This is a genomic window from Streptomyces sp. NPDC104307 (assembly GCF_055584045.1).
The window spans coordinates 248,877-266,403 of sequence record NZ_JBVJMU010000005.1 but is presented as its reverse complement, the minus strand read 5'-3'; the positions used below and the strand labels follow the sequence as shown (position 1 = coordinate 266,403).

Annotated in this window: 21 protein-coding genes and 1 riboswitch; of the genes, 14 read left to right on the top strand and 7 right to left on the bottom strand. The window is 71.5% G+C overall.

The features are described 5' to 3' along the window. Positions 1 to 28: 28 nt before the first annotated feature. Complete coding sequence (locus ACZ601_RS16380; protein ID WP_469538098.1) at positions 29 to 658, bottom strand: TetR/AcrR family transcriptional regulator; 630 nt, start codon at positions 656 to 658, stop codon at positions 29 to 31. A 133-nt stretch (positions 659 to 791) separates the two neighbouring features. Between ACZ601_RS16380 and ACZ601_RS16375 the strand changes: the two genes are divergently transcribed. Then, positions 792 to 1,781 carry an ABC transporter permease gene (locus ACZ601_RS16375; protein WP_469538096.1) on the top strand — a complete coding sequence of 330 codons (990 nt, stop codon included), beginning with the start codon at positions 792 to 794 and terminating at the stop codon, positions 1,779 to 1,781. Between the two features lie 65 nt (positions 1,782 to 1,846). Here the strand turns inward: ACZ601_RS16375 and ACZ601_RS16370 are convergent, their stop codons facing one another. Continuing rightward, positions 1,847 to 2,131, bottom strand: coding sequence for a type II toxin-antitoxin system Phd/YefM family antitoxin (locus tag ACZ601_RS16370; protein WP_469538093.1), 285 nt, complete (start codon positions 2,129 to 2,131; stop codon positions 1,847 to 1,849). A 98-nt stretch (positions 2,132 to 2,229) separates the two neighbouring features. Here ACZ601_RS16370 and ACZ601_RS16365 point away from each other — a divergent pair, with 98 nt between their 5' ends. The 3 genes from ACZ601_RS16365 (at position 2,230) to ACZ601_RS16355 (ending at position 4,157) form a co-directional block, all read left to right on the top strand. Continuing rightward, positions 2,230 to 2,862 carry an ATP-dependent Clp protease proteolytic subunit gene (locus tag ACZ601_RS16365; protein ID WP_469538090.1) on the top strand — a complete coding sequence of 211 codons (633 nt, stop codon included), beginning with the start codon at positions 2,230 to 2,232 and terminating at the stop codon, positions 2,860 to 2,862. 7 nt (positions 2,863 to 2,869) lie between these two features. Continuing rightward, positions 2,870 to 3,178 carry a hypothetical protein gene (locus ACZ601_RS16360; RefSeq protein ID WP_440576687.1) on the top strand — a complete coding sequence of 103 codons (309 nt, stop codon included), beginning with the start codon at positions 2,870 to 2,872 and terminating at the stop codon, positions 3,176 to 3,178. Between the two features lie 398 nt (positions 3,179 to 3,576). Next, a riboswitch (cyclic di-AMP (ydaO/yuaA leader) is annotated at positions 3,577 to 3,655 on the top strand. Positions 3,656 to 3,683: 28 nt separating this feature from the next. After that, on the top strand, positions 3,684 to 4,157 hold the full coding sequence (locus ACZ601_RS16355; protein WP_440576688.1) for a C40 family peptidase: 474 nt from the start codon (positions 3,684 to 3,686) through the stop codon (positions 4,155 to 4,157). 39 nt (positions 4,158 to 4,196) lie between these two features. On the opposite strand, the gene ACZ601_RS16350 is transcribed toward ACZ601_RS16355, so the two are convergent. Further along, complete coding sequence (locus tag ACZ601_RS16350; RefSeq protein ID WP_469538086.1) at positions 4,197 to 4,850, bottom strand: LysE family translocator; 654 nt, start codon at positions 4,848 to 4,850, stop codon at positions 4,197 to 4,199. A gap of 72 nt (positions 4,851 to 4,922) precedes the next feature. On the opposite strand from ACZ601_RS16350, the gene ACZ601_RS16345 reads away from it, so the two are divergent. After that, complete coding sequence (locus tag ACZ601_RS16345) at positions 4,923 to 5,840, top strand: LysR family transcriptional regulator (RefSeq protein ID WP_469538083.1); 918 nt, start codon at positions 4,923 to 4,925, stop codon at positions 5,838 to 5,840. Between the two features lie 19 nt (positions 5,841 to 5,859). Here the strand turns inward: ACZ601_RS16345 and ACZ601_RS16340 are convergent, their stop codons facing one another. After that, on the bottom strand, positions 5,860 to 6,291 hold the full coding sequence (locus ACZ601_RS16340) for an ATP-binding protein (protein WP_469538080.1): 432 nt from the start codon (positions 6,289 to 6,291) through the stop codon (positions 5,860 to 5,862). A 219-nt stretch (positions 6,292 to 6,510) separates the two neighbouring features. Between ACZ601_RS16340 and ACZ601_RS16335 the strand changes: the two genes are divergently transcribed. Beyond that, positions 6,511 to 7,371 carry a helix-turn-helix domain-containing protein gene (locus ACZ601_RS16335; protein WP_440576692.1) on the top strand — a complete coding sequence of 287 codons (861 nt, stop codon included), beginning with the start codon at positions 6,511 to 6,513 and terminating at the stop codon, positions 7,369 to 7,371. 25 nt (positions 7,372 to 7,396) lie between these two features. Continuing rightward, complete coding sequence (locus ACZ601_RS16330; protein WP_469538077.1) at positions 7,397 to 7,603, top strand: DUF397 domain-containing protein; 207 nt, start codon at positions 7,397 to 7,399, stop codon at positions 7,601 to 7,603. Positions 7,604 to 7,651: 48 nt separating this feature from the next. On the opposite strand, the gene ACZ601_RS16325 is transcribed toward ACZ601_RS16330, so the two are convergent. Continuing rightward, positions 7,652 to 8,794, bottom strand: a complete 1,143-nt coding sequence (locus ACZ601_RS16325; protein ID WP_469538074.1) for an 8-amino-7-oxononanoate synthase — start codon at positions 8,792 to 8,794, stop codon at positions 7,652 to 7,654. Between the two features lie 142 nt (positions 8,795 to 8,936). Between ACZ601_RS16325 and bioB the strand changes: the two genes are divergently transcribed. From bioB to bioD, 3 genes are read left to right on the top strand one after another with little or no spacing between them, the layout of a single operon-like run. After that, on the top strand, positions 8,937 to 10,130 hold the full coding sequence (gene bioB, locus ACZ601_RS16320) for a biotin synthase BioB (RefSeq protein ID WP_469538071.1): 1,194 nt from the start codon (positions 8,937 to 8,939) through the stop codon (positions 10,128 to 10,130). After that, positions 10,123 to 11,427, top strand: coding sequence for an adenosylmethionine--8-amino-7-oxononanoate transaminase (locus tag ACZ601_RS16315; protein ID WP_469538069.1), 1,305 nt, complete (start codon positions 10,123 to 10,125; stop codon positions 11,425 to 11,427). The genes bioB and ACZ601_RS16315 overlap by 8 nt, the downstream gene beginning before the upstream one ends. 1 nt (position 11,428) lies before the next feature. Continuing rightward, positions 11,429 to 12,118: a dethiobiotin synthase gene (gene bioD, locus ACZ601_RS16310; protein WP_469538067.1), complete on the top strand. Its 690-nt coding sequence runs from the start codon at positions 11,429 to 11,431 to the stop codon at positions 12,116 to 12,118. An 86-nt stretch (positions 12,119 to 12,204) separates the two neighbouring features. Here the strand turns inward: bioD and ACZ601_RS16305 are convergent, their stop codons facing one another. Both ACZ601_RS16305 and ACZ601_RS16300 read right to left on the bottom strand, forming a co-directional pair. After that, on the bottom strand, positions 12,205 to 12,576 hold the full coding sequence (locus tag ACZ601_RS16305) for a hypothetical protein (RefSeq protein WP_024493430.1): 372 nt from the start codon (positions 12,574 to 12,576) through the stop codon (positions 12,205 to 12,207). After that, on the bottom strand, positions 12,573 to 12,800 hold the full coding sequence (locus ACZ601_RS16300) for a hypothetical protein (protein WP_030921856.1): 228 nt from the start codon (positions 12,798 to 12,800) through the stop codon (positions 12,573 to 12,575). The genes ACZ601_RS16305 and ACZ601_RS16300 overlap by 4 nt, the downstream gene beginning before the upstream one ends. A 291-nt stretch (positions 12,801 to 13,091) precedes the next feature. On the opposite strand from ACZ601_RS16300, the gene ACZ601_RS16295 reads away from it, so the two are divergent. From ACZ601_RS16295 to ACZ601_RS16280, 4 genes are all read left to right on the top strand, one after another. Further along, positions 13,092 to 14,372, top strand: coding sequence for a cytochrome P450 (locus tag ACZ601_RS16295; protein ID WP_469538062.1), 1,281 nt, complete (start codon positions 13,092 to 13,094; stop codon positions 14,370 to 14,372). Between the two features lie 124 nt (positions 14,373 to 14,496). After that, a complete protein-coding gene (locus tag ACZ601_RS16290; RefSeq protein ID WP_469538059.1) occupies positions 14,497 to 14,922 on the top strand; it encodes a GNAT family N-acetyltransferase in 426 nt (141 codons plus the stop codon). Positions 14,923 to 15,091: 169 nt separating this feature from the next. Then, entirely contained in the window at positions 15,092 to 16,429 is a 1,338-nt protein-coding gene (locus tag ACZ601_RS16285; RefSeq protein WP_440576700.1) for a hemolysin family protein, read from the top strand. Beyond that, entirely contained in the window at positions 16,426 to 17,445 is a 1,020-nt protein-coding gene (locus ACZ601_RS16280; protein ID WP_389213244.1) for a hemolysin family protein, read from the top strand. Before ACZ601_RS16285 ends, ACZ601_RS16280 begins: the two co-directional genes overlap by 4 nt. Positions 17,446 to 17,527 lie beyond the last annotated feature (82 nt).

Sequence of the window (17,527 nt, the reverse complement as noted above, 5' to 3'; positions counted from 1 at the left end):
ACGTTAGAGCCGAAGTTTTTCCGGCGCGTTAACTGATCTTTTGCACATCCATGGACATGAGCCCCCGCAGGCCGTCCTCCATGGTCTCGGGACCGGGGTCACCGAACATCGCCATCTGGACGATGAACCCCTGGGCGGCGGCGATCAGCATGCGCGCGACCCGCTCGTCCGGCACGTCGGCGGTGAGCACGCCCCGCTCGCGGTAGACCCCGACCAGCTCGGACCAGGACGCCCGCAGCCCCCCGTACGCCTCGACGAGGGTGGCCGCCAGCCGGTCGCTGCGCAGGGCCTCGGACCACACCTGCACGATCAGCCCGGCGTACGCCCGCCGGTCAAGGCCGCGCCCCCCGTCCACCCCTTCGGCGAACAGGGTGCGCACCACGCGGCCGATCAGGACGTCGGGCGTGGGCGGCGGGTCGACCCGGGAGGCCCGCTCGAACGCCTGCCTGACGCCGGCGACCGCCTCCCCCGCGATGGCTGCGATCAGATCGTCCTTGCCGCTGAAGTAGCGGTAGACGGCGCCCGCCGACAGCCCGACCTCCTTCAGCACGTCCTGCATCGAGGTGCCGTGGAAGCCGTCGCGGGCGAAGCAGCGGGCGGCGCCGTCGAGAATCTGCCGGCGGCGGGCATCGAGGTGTTCCTGGGATACACGGGCCATGCCTTCAATCTAAAACGAACGTTCCTTCTTGACAAGCTCCACCGCCGACGGAACAGTGGAGCCAGATAAAACGAACGATCATTCTCTTTAACGACTCCAGATCGATCAGTCTCTTCGAATCGAGGCCCGCGTCATGTCCGCTGCCCCCAACCGCCGCCTGGTGGCGGTCGTTCTCCTGGTCCCCTTCGTGGTGGCCCTGGTCCTCTGGGCCTTCACCTGGCCCGCCGCCCGGATGGCCCCGCGCGATCTGCCCGTCGGCGTGGTGGGCTCGGGACCGGCCGCCGATCAGCTCCAGGACCGGCTGGAGGCGCGGGACGGCGCCTTCGAGATCCACCGGTACGACTCCGGGGCCGCCGCCCGCACCGCGATCGAGCACCGGACCGTATACGGGGCGGTCGCGGTCACCGCGCGGGGCCCCGAACTGCTGACCGCGTCCGCGGCAAGCCCGGTGGTGGCCCAGCTGCTGCACGACGCGGTCGCCGCCCAGGCCCCGGACGGCGTGGCGGTCCCGGTCACGGACGTGGTGGCGGCCCCGGCCGCGGATCCGCGCGGCAGCGTCCTCGGGTCGAGCATCCTGCCCCTGGCCATCGCGGGCGTCGCCACGGGGGCCGCGGTGACCCTGCTGGGCCTGCGCGGCGGCCGGGCGGCCGCGGCACTGCTCGGGGTCGCCGCCCTGGTGGGGATGGTGGCCGCCGCGCTCACGGACAGCTGGCTCGGCGCGCTGACCGGCGACTGGTGGAGCGAGGCGGGCGCGTTCGGGCTCACCGTGCTCGCGATCGGCGGGACGGTGGCGGGGCTCGCCGCGCTGATCGGCACGGCGGGCGTCGGGCTGGGGTCGCTGGTGATGGTGCTGGTGGGCAACCCCTTCTCGGGCGTCACCAGCGCACCGGAGCTGCTCCCCCGGCCGATCGGCGCGATCGGCCAGTGGCTGCCGCCGGGCGCGGGCGGATCGCTGCTGCGCTCCGTCGCGTTCTTCGACGGCAACGCGGCGGGCCTGCCACTCCTCGCCCTCAGTCTGTGGGCCGCACTGGGGCTGGCCGCGGTACTCGTCGGCGGCCGCCGAGGGATCAGGACCGCGAATCCCGCCGCCACGCCCGAGCGTCAGCCCGCACTGGCCGGCTGACACACCCCGCGCGATGCCGTGCGCCCTCCGCCCTCCACGGGCCGGGGGCGCACGGCGTTTCCGTATCAGGTCCCGGGGTCGTGCCGCCCTCGGTGTTCCGCCGCGATCCCGAAGCGGCTCCGTTCGCCGGAAGCGGAAGAGGAGGAGTGGATCGAGGAGACCGAACTGATCACCTGCTCCTGCTCCGCCGTCTCCTCGTCCTCAAGTCTCTCCAGGTCAGCGGCCGACACCAGGGCCACGAGCGGCTTGCCGTGCCGCGTCACGACCACTCGCTCACCGCCGTAGACGACGCGGTTGATCAGCTCGGCGAGCTCAGCTCGGGCTTGCGTCACCGGAATCTCGTAGGCCATGCTCCACATCGTAACTTCCGTACGTCCTGTACATTTTTTACGGAAGCGTGCGCGGCGCCCCCATGAGGCCCGCACGCCCGGAGGAGAGGTCCCGCGCCATGCACCGCCCCGCCGCCCGTTACGTACTTCCCGAGTTCACCGAGCGCACGTCCCAGGGGACGCGCACGCTCGATCCGTACTCCAAGCTGCTGGCCGAACGTGTCGTCTTCCTCGGTACCCCGGTCGACGACGTCGCGGCCAACGACCTGGTCGCGCAGTTCATGTACCTGGAGCACGACGCACCCGACCGGCCCATCCAGCTCTACATCAACTCCCCCGGCGGCTCGTTCGGAGCCATGACGGCGGTGTACGACACGATGGCCTACCTCACCTGCGCGGTGGAGACCTTCTGCCTCGGCCAGGCGGGCGCCGGCGCGGCCGTCCTGCTGGCCGCGGGAGCTCCCGGCCGGCGGCACGCACTGCCCGGCGCACGGGTCGTGATGCAGCAGCCCGAACTCGCCGAGCCGGTGCAGGGACAGCCGTCCGACCTGGAGATCGAGGCGCGGGAACTGCTCCGGATGCGCGAGACGCTGACGGGCATGCTGGTCCGTCACACCGGCCGCTCCACCGAGGAGATCACCGCCGACACCGAGCGCGACCTGATCCTCGACGCCGAGGGCGCCAGGGCCTACGGACTGATCGACCACATCGTGCAGAACCGCGGGCCCGCGCTGCCGCCCGCCGCGGGGTGAACCCGCGATGCGGCCACCCGAGTTCCCGCCGCTGCCCGCCCTGACCCGCGCGGAGGGCGAGTTCATCGACCGCTACCTGGAGGTCGTCGACCAGCTGGGCCGGATCAACCCGGCCCGCGCCGACGACACCTACCGGGCCCTGCGCGCCGCACAGGCGCTCGCCTCGCACGCCGCGGCGCTACGGGACGCGCTCACGATGATGCACGAGCGGGGTGAAAGCCGGATCCACTCCGCCACGTTGACGCGAGCGTTACGGGTGCTGGACGGGGAACGCCGCGCCGGGCGGCTCACCGTGCCACCCGACCCGCCGAGTTGATCAACTCCCTTGCGCCGACACGCCCGACGGGCGGACCGAATTATCTCGCTCGTTCGGCGTAGGTGTTACCTCGCGGGAGGGACAGGCCAACTTGCGCTTTCGAAGTGGGTCATGGGCGAAATCTCCCGTTCCGCCCCTGGTACGGCCCCGGAAGGAGAGGTGCGGAAACTCCCCGTAAGGCCCCTTGTCCACCCAAACAGGTCAAAGGTGATGAGCCTCACATATCACCGTTTCACCTCGGAAATCCGGCGTTCGGTGAGTCAAGATCCCTGGGACGGCAAGCCCCCGCCACCGCGGCGGGGCGGTCCGGGCGGACGCCGAGTCCTGCCGCTGTCCGGATGCCTGGTCGACAGGAGTGGATCGGCAGGAGTGGAGGACCCGAGCACAACGGGCCGACCGGGGATCCGGTCGTCCCTCGGGGTGAAGCCGCCACGTGCGGCCGGGCGACTTCGCCAGCCCGAACCCGACAGGTCATCCTTCACAGGCGGCTGACGAAGGGTTGCGCATGAGTGCGCAGGTTCATGTCCCGTCTCTCCTCACCCGGGCCACGACGGCCTCGGTTCTCACTCTCGCCGCAGTCGGCGGCACGCTGTTCGTCCCCGGCGCCGTGACCGACGCCCAGGCCGCGACTCATTCGATGAAGGCGCTCAACATCGCCGCGTCGAAGAAGGGATCGCCGTACCGGTGGGGCGCCAGCGGCCCCAGCCGTTTCGACTGTTCGGGTCTGACGCTGTATTCGTTCAAGAAGGCGGGCAAGAAGCTCCCGCGCACGGCCCAGCAGCAGTACAACAAGACCCGCCACATCTCGGCCTCGAAGCGGCAGCGCGGCGATCTGGTCTTCTTCCACTCCGGCCGCAGCGTCTTCCACGTGGGCATCTACGCGGGCAGCGGAAAGATCTGGCACTCGCCGAAGACCGGTGCCGTGGTGCGGCTGGAGAGGATCTGGACGAAGAGCGTCTACTACGGCCGGGTCAGCTGACACCACCGCCCCGCCACAGGACGCGACGCGCACCCCGCATCAGTGCAGCAGGGTGCCGGTCACCAGCACCGCCCCCAGTACGGTGAGTGCCGCGCCGCTGCCGCCCTCGATCGCGCGGGCGGTGCGCGGCCGGCGCAGCCACCGGCCCAGCCGGTCCACCAGGAGCGCCACGGCCGGGAACCAGATCAGCGCGAACAGCACGACGATCGCGGCGAGCAGCAGCGTCCGGGGCAGCGGGGCGGCCCCGGACGGGACGAACTGCGGAAGCAGGCTGAGGAAGAGCACCGGCGCCTTGGGGTTCAGCGCGTTGGTCAGGAAGCCCTGGCGCAGTGCGCGCCGCGTCCCGTTCGCGGCGTGCGGGCCGTCGCCCCGGCCGGCCGCGGCTTCGGCGCCCCCCGCCTGCCCGGGGCCGCGCCGGGCCGCACGCAGCGCACTGATGCCCAGGTAGAGCACGTACGCCCCGCCAAGGAGCTGAACCGTGCGGAACAGCACCGGCACCGCCACCAGCACGGCGGCCAGCCCGGCGACGGCGAGCGCGGTGTGTACGAGCAGGCCACCGGCCACGCCCAGCGCGGTCGCCACCCCCGCGGAGCGCGAGGCGAGAGCGTTGCGTACGACGACGGTGAAGTCCGCTCCGGGGAGCGCGACCATGACGGCGGCGACTCCGAGGAAGGCGGTCAGTTGGGCGTCCATGGCTCCACCCTGGACCCGAACGGCCTTTAGCATGTACTTGCAATCTTGTGGGTCTGCCAAAAGGAACGCTTAATGTACGACCCGACACGGCTGGCGGCGCTGGTGGCGGTCGCGGAGGCCGGTTCGATCACCCGGGCCGCCGCCCGGCTGGGCTATACCGCTCCCGCGCTCTCCCAGCAGCTCGCCAAGCTGGAGCGGGAGGCCGGCGCCGCGCTGCTGGTCCGGCACCACCGGGGCGCCCGGCTCACCGCCGCGGGCGAGCTGCTCGCGGGCCGGGCCCGGCGGGTCCTGGACGAGATGGACCAGGCGCGCCACGAGCTGGCCCGGCTGTCCGGGCTCTCCGGCGGGCGGCTGCGGGTCGGCACCTTCACGACGGCCGGCATCCATCTGCTGCCCCCGGTGCTGAGCGCCTTCCGCCGGGCGCACCCGGATGTGGAGCTGCTCGTCACGGAGTACGAGCCGCCCGGCGGGGTGGCGGCCGTGGCCTCGGGAGAGGTCGATCTCGCGCTGACGCACGCGTACGAACCGGCCGCCACGGCGCCGCTGCCCTCGGGCATCAGCGCCGAGCCCCTGCTCGTCGAGGAGCTGGTACTGATCACCGCCGTCGGTCAGGTGCTGGCCGACGGCAGCGGGCGGCTGCCGGTGACGGACCTCGCGGGCCGGCCGCTGATCAGCAGCGCGCCCACGCATCCGCCGCGGCGCGGTGTGGAGAACGCGCTGGCCGAGGCGGGCGCCCTGCCCGCGGTGGTCTGCGAGTCGCCCGGCTATGCGCTGGTGTGCGCGCTCGTCAGCGCGGGCATCGGGATCGCGGTGGTGCCCGAGATGGTCGCGGCGATGTCACCGACGCCGCTGTCGGTGCGGAGGCTGGAGCCGGCCGCGTTCCGGCGGACCATCTCCGTGGTGCACCGCGGCGACCGGTCGAGCGCCGCGGCGGCGACCCTGCGGGCCCTGCTGCGCAGCGGGTTCAGCCGCTCCACCGCGGCGCAGTGACCCCGGGGCCCCGGTGGGGTCAGCTCTGGACGGGGACGCTCCAGGGGAGCATGATCCAGACGGTCTTGCCGCCCTCGGCGGTGGGTGTGACGGTCAGCCGGCCGCCGTACTCCTTGGCCAGCGAGCGGATGATCACCATGCCGCGCCCGTTGTCCTGCTGGACGGCGGCGGGCAGCCGCTGGGGCCAGCGCGGGTGACTGTCCGTCACCCCGAGGTGCAGCTGTTCATCGCGTTCCAGGCGGAGGTCCACGGTGAAGGTGGGCGACTGGCCGAACGTGTGCTGGACGGCGTTGGTGGCGAGCTCGGAGACGATGAGCCGGACGGTGTCGGCGGCATCGCTCCCGTCCGACAGCCCCCATTCGGCCAATACCCGGGCCACGTACCTGCGGGCCGCGGAGACCGAAACCGGCTCGCTCGGCAGCGTGACGCTCGCCTCTTGTTGGTCCGCCATGGCCGGCCGCCCCTTTCCCGCCCGGAACCGACCCGCGATCGGTCCGTGCTGTGCTTCGCGCCAGATTGCCACTGATGCTGCCCTCTGTGACGACGATCCACCAAGATATGCATATATCTGTCGCTCAAAGCGGTGAACTCTTCGCTGGATACCGTGCGGGAGCGGCACACTGTCCGCTCGGCCCGCAGTGGCCGGCCGGACCGGGAGGGGAGCCACCATATGCAGCACGGCCCTGCGGTGCGACGCCGCAAGCTCGGGGAGGAGTTGCGGAGTCTGCGCCACACTTCCGGCCTCACCAGCCGGGAGGCCGCGCAACTGCTCGGCTGGCACCAGTCGAAGGTGAGCCGGATCGAGACGGGTGTCAGCGGGGTGCGGCCGGCGGACGTCAGTCGGCTGCTGGACGCGTACGCGGTGGACGACCCGCAGTTGCGGGAGGTCCTGGAGACACTCGCGGGCTCCGCGGGCGGTGGCGGCGCGGGCTGGTGGCACGCATATCGCGGGCTCATCCCGCCCCAGTACCGCGACTTCATCAGTCTGGAGTCACAGGCGCGCACCGCCCGCACCCTGGAAACCTCGGTGGTTCCGGGCCTGTTGCAGACAGCGGACTACGCACGCGCGGTGACCCGGGCCTCGCTCGACGGTTTACCGGCCGGCCAGTTGGACTCGCTGGTCGAGGTGCGGCTCGCCCGGCAGGGGGTACTCAGGAGCGATCCGCCGCTCAGGCTGAGCGCGGTGCTCGACGAGGCGGTGCTGAGGCGCGCGGTGGGCGGCCGGCGGGTCATGCGGGAGCAACTCCGCCATCTCATCCGGCTGGCCCGGCTTCCGCATGTGAACCTCCAGTTACTGCCCTTCTCGGTGGGCGGCTATGTCGGCCTCACCGGACCTTTCGTAATCTTCTCGTTTCCGAGCACTTCTGATCTGGATGTGGTCGTTCTTGACCACCTGACGAGTAGCCTCTATCTGGAGCGGAAAGAAGACCTTGAGGCGTACAGCTCGGCCTTCCGCACTCTGCAGGCGCACGCGCTGTCGCCGGAGCACTCGTTGGACCTGATCGCCACGATCGACCGCGGCGGTCAGTAACTACGGACTGCCCGAGGGGGGCGTCATGTCGGATTGCCTCGCACAGCACGCGTTACGGTGGCGGCGCAGCAGCCGCAGCACGGGAATGAACAACTGCGTGGAAGCCGCGCCGTTCGGCGGCAGACGGCTGGCCGTGCGTGACTCCAAGGATGTGTCCAGGCCACCGCTGCAGTTCTCGGCCGAGGCCTGGACCTCCTTCGTCGCCGGTCTGTGCCTCGGCCCGGTCCGCTGACGCGACGCGGCGGGCCGGTCGACGGCGCCGGACGACGCGGGTGTCGTCTCAGGCGCCCGGAGCGGTCCGCCGCACGATCGTGACCGCGGTCGCGATCTGCTCGTCCGTCAGGTCGGCGCGTGCGGTCAGCCGCAGCCGGGAGATGCCGTCCGGTACCGAGGGCGGCCGGAAGCACCCCACCGCCATACCTGCCGCACGGCAGTCGGCCGCCCAGCGGACCGCCGCGTCGGCCGAGGGCGCCCGCACCGAGACCACGGCCGCGTCCGGCCGTACAGCGGTCAGACCGGCCGAGGTCAGCCGGTCGTACAGCGCGGTGGCGACCGTACGGGCCCGGCCCGCCCGTTCCGGTTCGCGGCGCAGCAGCCGCAGGCTGCCGAGTGCGGCGCCGGCGGCGGCCGGGGCGAGCCCGGTGTCGAAGATGAACGTGCGGGCGGTGTTGACCAGGTGGTCGATGACGCGGGCGGGACCGAGGACCGCGCCGCCCTGACTGCCCAGCGACTTGGAGAGGGTGAGCGTGGCGACGACGCCCTCCGCGCCCGCCAGGCCCGCGGCCGCGAGCGCGCCGCGCCCGCCCTCGCCGAGGACCCCCAGACCGTGCGCGTCGTCGACGAGCAGCGCGGCGTCCTCGTCGTGGCAGGCCTCGGCCAGTGCGCCCAGCGGAGCGGCGTCGCCGTCGACGGAGAAGACCGAGTCGGTGACCGCCAGCGCCCTGCCGTCGTGCGCGTGCAGGGTCTTGCGCACTGCGTCGGGGTCCGCGTGCGGCACGACGGCGGTCTCGGCCCGGGAGAGCCGGCAGCCGTCGACGATCGAGGCGTGGTTGCCCGCGTCCGACACGATCAGGGCGCCCCGTCCGGTGAGGGCGGTGAGGGCGGCGAGGTTGGCCGCGTAGCCGGAGGACAGCACGAGGGCCGCCTCGAAACCGCAGAAGTCGGCCAGTTCCCGTTCGAGCTCGGCGTGCAGCGCGGTGGAACCGGTCACCAGGCGCGATCCGGTGGCCCCCGCACCCCAGCGGCGCGCGGCATCTGCCGCAGCCCCGGTCACTTCCGGGTGTCTGGTCAGCCCGAGGTAGTCGTTGCTGGCGAGGTCCAGCAGTTCCGGTTCCGCGGGCCGGGGCCGGAGCGTCCGGACCAGTCCGGCGTCCGCGCGGCGGCGGGCCTCGTCGTCGATCCAGTCGAACGGGGCGAAGGGCATGGGCAGTCCCTTTTGTAGGCAACTCACAGACCTTAACCGGGGGCGAAGCCGGACAGGGTGTGGCCATGCACACACCCTGATGGCTCTCTGTTGTCCGGTTCTTCCTTGGCTCGGAGGCGTGCCGTGCGTCAGGATCATCGCCATGGACCTCCTGAACACGCTGGCGGAGAAGGGGCTGCGGCGCGAGCTGCCGACCCGTGAAGAAGCGCTCGCCGTACTGGCCACCCCTGACGACGATCTGCTCGACGTGGTGGCCGCGGCCGGAAAGGTACGCCGTCAGTGGTTCGGGCGGCGCGTGAAGCTCAACTATCTGGTCAATCTGAAGTCGGGGCTCTGCCCCGAGGACTGCTCGTACTGCTCGCAGCGGCTGGGCTCCAAGGCCGAGATCCTCAAGTACACCTGGCTGAAGCCCGATGAGGCGTCGAAGGCGGCCGCCGCCGGGGTGGCGGGCGGTGCCAAGCGGGTCTGTCTGGTGGCCAGTGGCCGGGGCCCGACCGACCGGGACGTCGACCGGGTCTCGCAGACCATCGAGGCGATCAAGGAACAGAACCAGGGCGTCGAGGTCTGCGCCTGCCTCGGTCTGCTCTCCGACGGTCAGGCCGGCCGGCTGCGCTCTGCGGGGGCCGACGCGTACAACCACAACCTCAACACGTCCGAGGGGACGTACGGGGAGATCACGACCACCCACACCTACGCGGACCGGGTGGAGACGGTGCACCAGGCGCAGGCGGCCGGGCTCTCCGCCTGTTCCGGGCTGATCGCCGGGATGGGCGAGAGCGACTCCGATCTGGTCGATGTCGTCTTCGCGCTGCGCGAGCTCGACCCCGACTCGGTACCGGTCAACTTCCTGATCCCGTTCGAGGGGACGCCGCTGGCCAAGGAGTGGAACCTGACTCCGCAGCGCTGCCTGCGGATCCTGGCGATGGTGCGCTTCGTCTGCCCGGATGTCGAGGTACGGCTCGCCGGCGGGCGTGAGGTGCATCTGCGTTCGATGCAGCCGCTCGCCCTGCACCTGGTCAACTCGATCTTCCTGGGCGACTATCTGACGAGCGAGGGCCAGGCCGGACAGGCCGACCTCGACATGATCGCGGACGCCGGTTTCGAGGTCGAGGGCGCGGGCACGACCACGCTCCCCCGGCACCGCGCCGACGCGGGCGGCGGCTGCGGTTCGCAGTCGGACGCCTGCGGTTCGCACTCCGGCGGGTGCGCCCCCTGCGGCGAGGGCCCCGAGGCGGAGGCGGAGACCACCGAACCCGCCGAGGTCCCAGCGGCCCGCACGGATCTGGTGTCGGTCCGCCGTCGCGGCGCGGGAACGGATCTCGCACCCAATGCCTGAGCCGCTCTCCCCCGCCGCTCTGCGCGACCTGGACCGGGCCCACGTCTGGCACCCCTACGGTCCGATGCCGGGCCGGCAGGAGCCGCTGGTCGTGGAGTCCGCGTCCGGGGTACGGCTCCGGCTCGCCGAACCGGCCCACGGGCAGCACGAGCTGGTCGACGGCATGTCGTCCTGGTGGTCGGCGGTGCACGGCTACAACCATCCGGTGCTCAACGAGGCGGCCCGGGGCCAGCTGGACCGGATGAGCCATGTGATGTTCGGCGGGCTCACCCATGAGCCCGCCGTGCGGCTGGCGGCCCGGCTGGTCGAGATCACCCCGGAACCGCTGAAGCACGTGTTCCTCGCCGACTCCGGCTCGGTCTCGGTCGAGGTCGCCGTCAAGATGTGCCTCCAGTACTGGCGTTCGGCCGGCCGGCCGGCGAAGCAGCGGCTGCTGACCTGGCGCGGCGGGTACCACGGGGACACCTGGCAGCCCATGTCGGTGTGCGACCCCGAGGGCGGTATGCACGAACTGTGGTCGGGGGCGCTGCCGCGGCAGGTCTTCGCGGACGAGCCTCCGGCCGGTTTCGACGCGGAGCCGGACGCCGCGTACGCGACGCACCTGCGGGAACTGATCGCGCACCACGCCGATGAGCTGGCCGCGGTGATCGTGGAGCCGGTGGTGCAGGGGGCCGGCGGGATGCGGTTCCACTCGCCGGGCTATCTGCGCGTGCTGCGCGAGGCGTGCGACGCCAGCGGTGTGCTGCTGGTGTTCGACGAGATCGCCACCGGATTCGGCCGTACGGGGAAGCTCTTCGCCGCTGAACACGCCGGGGTCTCCCCCGATGTGATGTGCGTGGGCAAGGCCCTGACCGGCGGCTATCTGACGATGGCGGCGACGCTGTGCACGAGCGAGGTGGCCGGGGGCATCTCGCGCGGCGAGGTGCCGGTGCTCGCCCACGGCCCGACTTTCATGGGCAATCCGCTGGCCTCTGCGGTCGCCTGCGCCTCCATCGAGCTGTTGCTCGGCCAGGACTGGGAACAGGAGGTCAAACGGATCGAGGCGGGTCTGCGCGAGGGCCTGGCCGCCGCGGCGGAACTGCCCGGGGTCCGGGACGTGCGCGTGCTCGGCGCCATCGGCGTCGTCCAGCTCGACCACGAGGTGGACATGGCGGCCGCGACCGGGGCGGCGGTGCGCGAGGGCGTGTGGCTGCGGCCGTTCCGCGACCTCGTCTACACCATGCCGCCGTACGTGACCGGCGACGACGATGTGGCACGGATCTGCCGCGCGGTGTGCGCGGCGGCGCAGGAGGGGTGAGATGAGCGTTCTGGTAGTGACGGGTACGGGCACGGAGATCGGCAAGACGATCGTGACCGCCGCCGTGGCGGCGGCCTCCGCAGGACAGCGGGTGGCCGTGCTCAAACCGGCCCAGACGGGGCTGGCACCCGGTGAGCCGGGCGACGCCGCCGAGGTCGTACGACTGGCGGGCGGCCACGTGACGGCCGTCGAACTGTCCCGCTTCCCCGAACCGTTGGCGCCCGCCACGGCCGCCAGACGGGCCGGTCTCCCGCCGGTGCGCCCGTACGAGGTGGCGGAGGCGGCCGGGAAGCTGGCGGCCGAGCACGATCTCGTCCTGGTCGAGGGCGCGGGCGGGCTGCTCGTACGGTTCGACGACGAGGGGGCCACCCTGGCGGACGCGGCGCGGCTGCTCTCGGCGCCGGTCCTGGTGGTGGCACCGGCCGGGCTCGGCACGCTCAACTCCACGGCGCTGACCTCGGAGGCGCTGCGCGCCCGTGGGCTCGACTGCCTCGGGGTGGTGGTCGGCAGCATGCCCGCGGAGCCGGATCTGGCGGAGCGCTGCAATCTCACGGATCTCCCGGTGGCCGCGGGGGCACCGCTGCTCGGCGTGATCCCGGCGGGTGCGGGGGCGTTGCCGCCCGCCGAATTCCGTGCGCGGGCCGGAAGTTGGCTGGCCACCGGGCTGGGCGGGGTCCGTCCGTCGGGCTGACCGCGCGGGCGGAGGGAACGCGACCGTCGGGGCACACCGCTTCGCGACCCGGCCGTACTACGTGTGCACCGGGGGCGGCCGACCGCTCACAGGCTCCACTGGCGCAGTTCGTCGGCGATCGCGCGGACGTCCGCCTTGCCCTCCTTGACCAGCAGCGCCAGATCGCGCACCTGCTCGGGCGAGGTGATGACCTTCAGGCCCGACGCGACGAGATAGGCGTAGGCCACGGCGGAGGCGAACATCGCGTTGGACCGTTCCAGCGCGGGGACGTGCAGCAGCAACTGGAGCAGCGACGCGGCTCTGGAGTGCGGGTCGCTGTAGACGGGGCTGCCGAAGATCTCCGCCTCGTGGCGGGCGACGGCGGCGACGAGCGCACCCCAGTCGGTGACCTGCGGGTCGCCGGGCGTCTTGTGCTCCGCGACCATGAGCAGCCAGGAAAGGTGGATCCGGAGATTCAACGGGTGCCTTTGCGCTCCGGGCCGAACTCCTCGGCGAACACCGATTCGTACTGCTTCATGAAGTCGGCGGCTGCTTCGACGAAGGTGTGTCCGACCTCGCCCGCATCCTGTTTGACGAGCTCCTCTATATAGCGGTTCACGCTCATCCCCCTCTGGAGCGCGCGCTGTCGCGCGGCCTCGGCGGTGGCCTCGTCCACTCGTACGTTCAGCTGAGTCTTGGGCACTCCACCACGCTAGCGCGGGATCGCTAGCACCGGCAAGGGGAAGCGGCCCGCGGAGCACATCTGCGCAGGCCGCCCGGCCCGTCCCGGCCGCCGGGCCGGATACAGGCGTGGGCGCCCCGGCACGCCTACGGTCGGAAGATAACCGACGGATACCCCACCCGACCGCTCCCCCGTCCGAACAAGTAGTCATAATTCCAGGTCAGGCAGGCGACGCCGGTGCGGTCGGCCACGTCCAGGCGTCGAATCGCGTGCCGGCCGTCCAGCATCCCGCGACTACTCATGGAGTCCACTTTGAGTACGACGTTCCGTTCTCGTATCACCGCCAGGTTCGGCCGCAGCTACCTGGCCAGGATTCAGAAGCACGGAATCGGATCCTCCACGATCAGGCTGCTGCCCGAGGATCTCCTGATGCTGCTGCGCAGGGACGGTCTTGACCCGGTCCGGCAACTGGCCACGGCGCGGGCCGCCGCACCGGTGTCCAAGGTCTCGCTGCCGTTCGGCATGGATGCCTGGGTGGTCACCGGATACGAGGAGTCGAAGGCCGTGCTCGGCTCCGCCGGGGGATTCAGCACCGACTTCGCCCACCTCGCCACGAACGCCGGAATAGCCGCAGAGCAGAGTCCCGGCGGACTGGGGTTCAGCGATCCGCCCGTGCACACCCGGCTGCGCCGCATCCTGACCCCTGAGTTCACCATGCGCCGGCTCCGGCGGCTGGCTCCGAGGATCGATGCCATCGTCGAGGAGCGCCTGGCCGCGATGGAGGCCGCGCGGGGCCCGGTGGACCTGGTGCACGAGTTCGCGCTGCCCATCCCCTCACTCACGATCTGCGAACTGCTCGGCGTGCCGTACGAGGACCGCAACGACTTCCAGCAACTGGCCATGGACCGTTTCGACCTCTTCGGCGGAACGACCGCGCCCTTCGGTGCCATGTCCGCATCACTCGACTACTTCAGGGGGGTCGTCAGGGCGCAGCGCGCGAAGCCGGGGGACGGCCTGCTCGGCATGATCGTGCGGGAGCACGGCGACAGCGTCGACGACGAGGAACTCGCGGGCCTCGCCGACGGCGTACTCACCGGCGGGTTCGAGACCACGGCCAGCACGATCGCGCTCGGCTCGCTCGTCCTGCTGCGGAACGAGGACGTGCTCACCCGGCTGCGGACGGACGACACCACGACCGTGCCGTTCGTCGAGGAGGTGCTGCGCTACCTCTCCGCCGTGCAGATGGCCTTCCCCCGGTTCGCCCGCCGGGACATCGAGATAGCCGGGGTCGTCATTCCGCGCGGGGACATGGTCCTGTGTTCCCTGAGCGGCGCCAACCGGGACGAGTCCTACGTCATGGACGACGGCCGCTTCGACCTGGACCGTGCAACCCCGTCGGGGCATCTCGCCTTCGGCCACGGCATCCACCGCTGCATCGGAGCCGAACTGGCCCGGATGGAGCTGCGGTCGGCCTACCCGGCGCTGGCCCGACGGTTTCCCGGGATGCGGCTCGCCGTGCCGCCGCAGGACCTCGCCTTCCGCAAGCTGTCAATCGTCTACGGCATCGAGTCGCTACCGGTGCACCTGCGCTGACGTCTACGGCATCGAGTCACTACCGGTGCACCTGCGCCGAGGCCGGTGCGGGTGCCCGCCCGTGGCGCGCGGCCGGGCAGGTATTGGCTGGCGGCGCCGTGCGGCACTCTGCTTGGCTCACCGGATGACTGACCTCCACATCACGTGCGCCACCCCCGCCGACATCGACTCCGTACTGCGATTCTGGCGTGCGGCGGCGGAGGGCACGAGCATCACCGACGACCGCGACGGGGTGGGGCGGCTCGTCGCGCGCGACCCCGAGTCCCTGCTCCTCGCCGAGCGTGACGGGGCTCTGGTCGGTACCGTCATAGCCGGTTTCGACGGGTGGCGGTGCTCCGCCTACCGGCTGGCCGTCGCTCCGGACTGCCGCCGGCAGGGCATCGCCACCGCCCTGATGGCCGCGGCGGAGCAGCGGTTCGCCGCGCTCGGCGGGCGCCGCGTCGATGCCATGGTCCTGGAGGCCAACGAGCGGGCGCACCACACCTGGGACGCGGCCGGCTACCGGCGCGAGGACCACTGGCGGCGCTGGGTGAAGCCGCTGGGTGGGTGAGGCGGCACAGGACAGCGGCGACTTTGCTGATCCTTTACCATGGTGTCTCCTGCCGATCTCCTTACGAAAGGTGTGAGCGTCCGTCCATGGGCGAGCCTCCCAGTAGCCGACATCGCCAATACCGAGCGATCCTCCTGTCCCTGCCCGATCATGGGACGGAGGTGAACCGATGACCGAAGTGCTTCTGCTGCTCGTGGCGGTACTGCTCTCCCTTGCCTGCGGCGCCTTCGTCGCGGCGGAGTTCTCGCTGACCACCGTCGAACGGGGACAGCTCGAACGGGCTGTCGAGCAGGGTGAACGTGGCGCTTCGAGCGCCATGAAGGCGGTACGCAGCCTCACCTTCCAGCTCTCCGGTGCCCAGCTGGGCATCACCGTCACCAATCTGGTGGTCGGCATGCTCTCAGAGCCCTCGATCGCGAAACTGATCAAGGGACCGGTCGAAGCCGTCGGGCTGTCCGCCGGTGTGTCGTCGTCCTTGGCGCTCGTGATCGGTACAGCCCTGTCCACCGTGTTCCTGATGGTCGTCGGCGAGCTCGTCCCGAAGAACTGGGCGATCTCCTCGCCGCTGGCGGTCGCGAAGACCGTGGCCACCCCGCAGCGGGTCTTCACCGCCCTGTTCCGGCCCTTCATCAGCCACCTCAACAACACGGCCAACCGGATCGTGCGCCGCTTCGGGCTCGAACCCGCCGAGGAGCTGGCGACGGCCCGCAGCCCTCAGGAGCTGGTGGCCCTTGCCCGGCACTCGGCCAAGGCCGGCGCCCTGGAGGCGGACACCGCCGAGCTCTTCGTCCGCACACTCAACCTCGCGGAGCTGACCGCGCAGAACGTGATGACCCCGCGGGTCCAGGTCACCGCGCTGGAGGTCCGGGCCACCGCCGAGGACGTCGCCAACGCCACCCGGGCGACCGGCCTGTCCCGGTTCCCCGTGTACCGGGGCAGCCTCGACACCGTCGTCGGCGTCGCCCACATCAAGGACGTGCTGGCGATCCCCGCGGAACAGCGGCCCCGTAAACGGGTCGGGGACATGTTGCGCGAGCCGCTGCTCGTACCGGAGACGCTGACCGTGGACCGGTTGCTGGACCGGCTCTCCGGGAAGCTCGCCATGGCGGTCGTCATCGACGAGTACGGCGGCACGGCCGGCGTGGTGACGCTGGAGGACATCGTCGAGGAGGTCGTCGGCGAGGTGCGCGACGAGCACGACCCGCACGAGACACCGGATCTCGCGCCTGCCGGTGAGGACGCCGACGGACGCACCCTGTGGTCGGCCGACGGCGCCGCCAGGGCCGACCAGCTGGAGAGGATCGGACTGCGCGTGCCGGACGGACCGTACGAGACCCTTGCCGGGCTGATCGCCTCGGAAATGGGCCGGATCCCCGTCGTCGGTGACGTGGTCGAGTTCGCCGGCTGGCGGCTCGACGTGGTGGACGCCTCCGGTCGCCGCGCCGCCCGCGCGCTGCTGCACGCGCCGCTGCCCGGCTCCGACGATGCGCCGGAGGAGGGCCGATGACCGCCGTACAGCTCTTCATCGGGCTGATGACCCTGGTCGTGAACGCCTTCTTCGTCGGCGCGGAGTTCGCGCTCATCTCCGTACGGCGCAGTCAGATCGAGCCGCAGGCGGAGGACGGGAACCGGCGCGCGCGCAGCGTCATCTGGGGACTCGAACACGTCTCCGCGCTGCTCGCCGCCGCACAGCTGGGCATCACGCTCTGCACCCTGGTCCTCGGCATCGTCGCGGAACCGGCCATCGCACACCTGCTGGAGCCGGTCTTCGACGCCGTGGGCATGCCGCACGGGCTGGTCCATCCGGTCTCGTTCGTGATCGCGCTGTCCGTGGCGACGTATCTGCACATGCTGCTGGGCGAGATGGTGCCGAAGAACATCGCGCTCGCAGAGCCCGTGCGGACCGCGCTGGTGCTGGGTCCGCCGCTGGTGGCGCTGGCCCGGACACTGCGTCCGGTGATCTTCGCGATCAACGCCTTCGCCAACGCGCTGCTGAAGCTGCTGCGGGTGGAGACGAAGGACGAGGTCTCCGCCACCTTCTCGGACGACGAGCTGGCCCGCCTGGTGAAGGACGCCGGGGATGCCGGACTGGTCGACGACCGGGCGGCGGAGCGGCTGCACCACGCGCTGGAGCTGGGCCGCCGGCCCGTGCGCGATGTGGTGCTGCCGGTGGACCGGGTGATGTACACGAGGGTCGGTACGAGCCCCGAGGAGCTGGAGCGGCTCTCGTCGGAGACCGGGTTCTCCCGTTTCCCGGTGATGGACAGCGAGCAGCGGATCCTGGGCTACCTCCATGTGAAGGACGCCCTCGATGTCACGCCCCGCGATGAGCCGTTCCCGGTGACGGCGATGCGGCCGATCGCCCGGGTCCGGGCGTCCACCCCCCTGGACGACGTACTGACCGCGCTGCGGCGCAGCCGTACGCACCTTGCGGCGGTCGTCGACGAGGACGACCGGCTGGCCGGAATGGTGACGATGGAGGACGTGCTCCGGGAACTCGTGGGACGGCCGCAGGCACGGTGACCCGCCCCGGCCCCGGCTCCTGTACGCGAGCCGGGGCCGGGGCCGGGCTGCCTGACCTCGCGCTCGGTGCGTTGCAGGCGGC

Coding starts and splice junctions, on each gene's coding strand:
- ACZ601_RS16380 (WP_469538098.1), bottom strand. CDS start 658: ATGGCCCGTGTATCCCAGGAACACCTCGATGCCCGCCGCCGGCAGATT.
- ACZ601_RS16375 (WP_469538096.1), top strand. CDS start 792: ATGTCCGCTGCCCCCAACCGCCGCCTGGTGGCGGTCGTTCTCCTGGTC.
- ACZ601_RS16370 (WP_469538093.1), bottom strand. CDS start 2,131: ATGGCCTACGAGATTCCGGTGACGCAAGCCCGAGCTGAGCTCGCCGAG.
- ACZ601_RS16365 (WP_469538090.1), top strand. CDS start 2,230: ATGCACCGCCCCGCCGCCCGTTACGTACTTCCCGAGTTCACCGAGCGC.
- ACZ601_RS16360 (WP_440576687.1), top strand. CDS start 2,870: ATGCGGCCACCCGAGTTCCCGCCGCTGCCCGCCCTGACCCGCGCGGAG.
- ACZ601_RS16355 (WP_440576688.1), top strand. CDS start 3,684: ATGAGTGCGCAGGTTCATGTCCCGTCTCTCCTCACCCGGGCCACGACG.
- ACZ601_RS16350 (WP_469538086.1), bottom strand. CDS start 4,850: ATGGACGCCCAACTGACCGCCTTCCTCGGAGTCGCCGCCGTCATGGTC.
- ACZ601_RS16345 (WP_469538083.1), top strand. CDS start 4,923: ATGTACGACCCGACACGGCTGGCGGCGCTGGTGGCGGTCGCGGAGGCC.
- ACZ601_RS16340 (WP_469538080.1), bottom strand. CDS start 6,291: ATGGCGGACCAACAAGAGGCGAGCGTCACGCTGCCGAGCGAGCCGGTT.
- ACZ601_RS16335 (WP_440576692.1), top strand. CDS start 6,511: ATGCAGCACGGCCCTGCGGTGCGACGCCGCAAGCTCGGGGAGGAGTTG.
- ACZ601_RS16330 (WP_469538077.1), top strand. CDS start 7,397: ATGTCGGATTGCCTCGCACAGCACGCGTTACGGTGGCGGCGCAGCAGC.
- ACZ601_RS16325 (WP_469538074.1), bottom strand. CDS start 8,794: ATGCCCTTCGCCCCGTTCGACTGGATCGACGACGAGGCCCGCCGCCGC.
- bioB (WP_469538071.1), top strand. CDS start 8,937: ATGGACCTCCTGAACACGCTGGCGGAGAAGGGGCTGCGGCGCGAGCTG.
- ACZ601_RS16315 (WP_469538069.1), top strand. CDS start 10,123: ATGCCTGAGCCGCTCTCCCCCGCCGCTCTGCGCGACCTGGACCGGGCC.
- bioD (WP_469538067.1), top strand. CDS start 11,429: ATGAGCGTTCTGGTAGTGACGGGTACGGGCACGGAGATCGGCAAGACG.
- ACZ601_RS16290 (WP_469538059.1), top strand. CDS start 14,497: ATGACTGACCTCCACATCACGTGCGCCACCCCCGCCGACATCGACTCC.
- ACZ601_RS16285 (WP_440576700.1), top strand. CDS start 15,092: ATGACCGAAGTGCTTCTGCTGCTCGTGGCGGTACTGCTCTCCCTTGCC.
- ACZ601_RS16280 (WP_389213244.1), top strand. CDS start 16,426: ATGACCGCCGTACAGCTCTTCATCGGGCTGATGACCCTGGTCGTGAAC.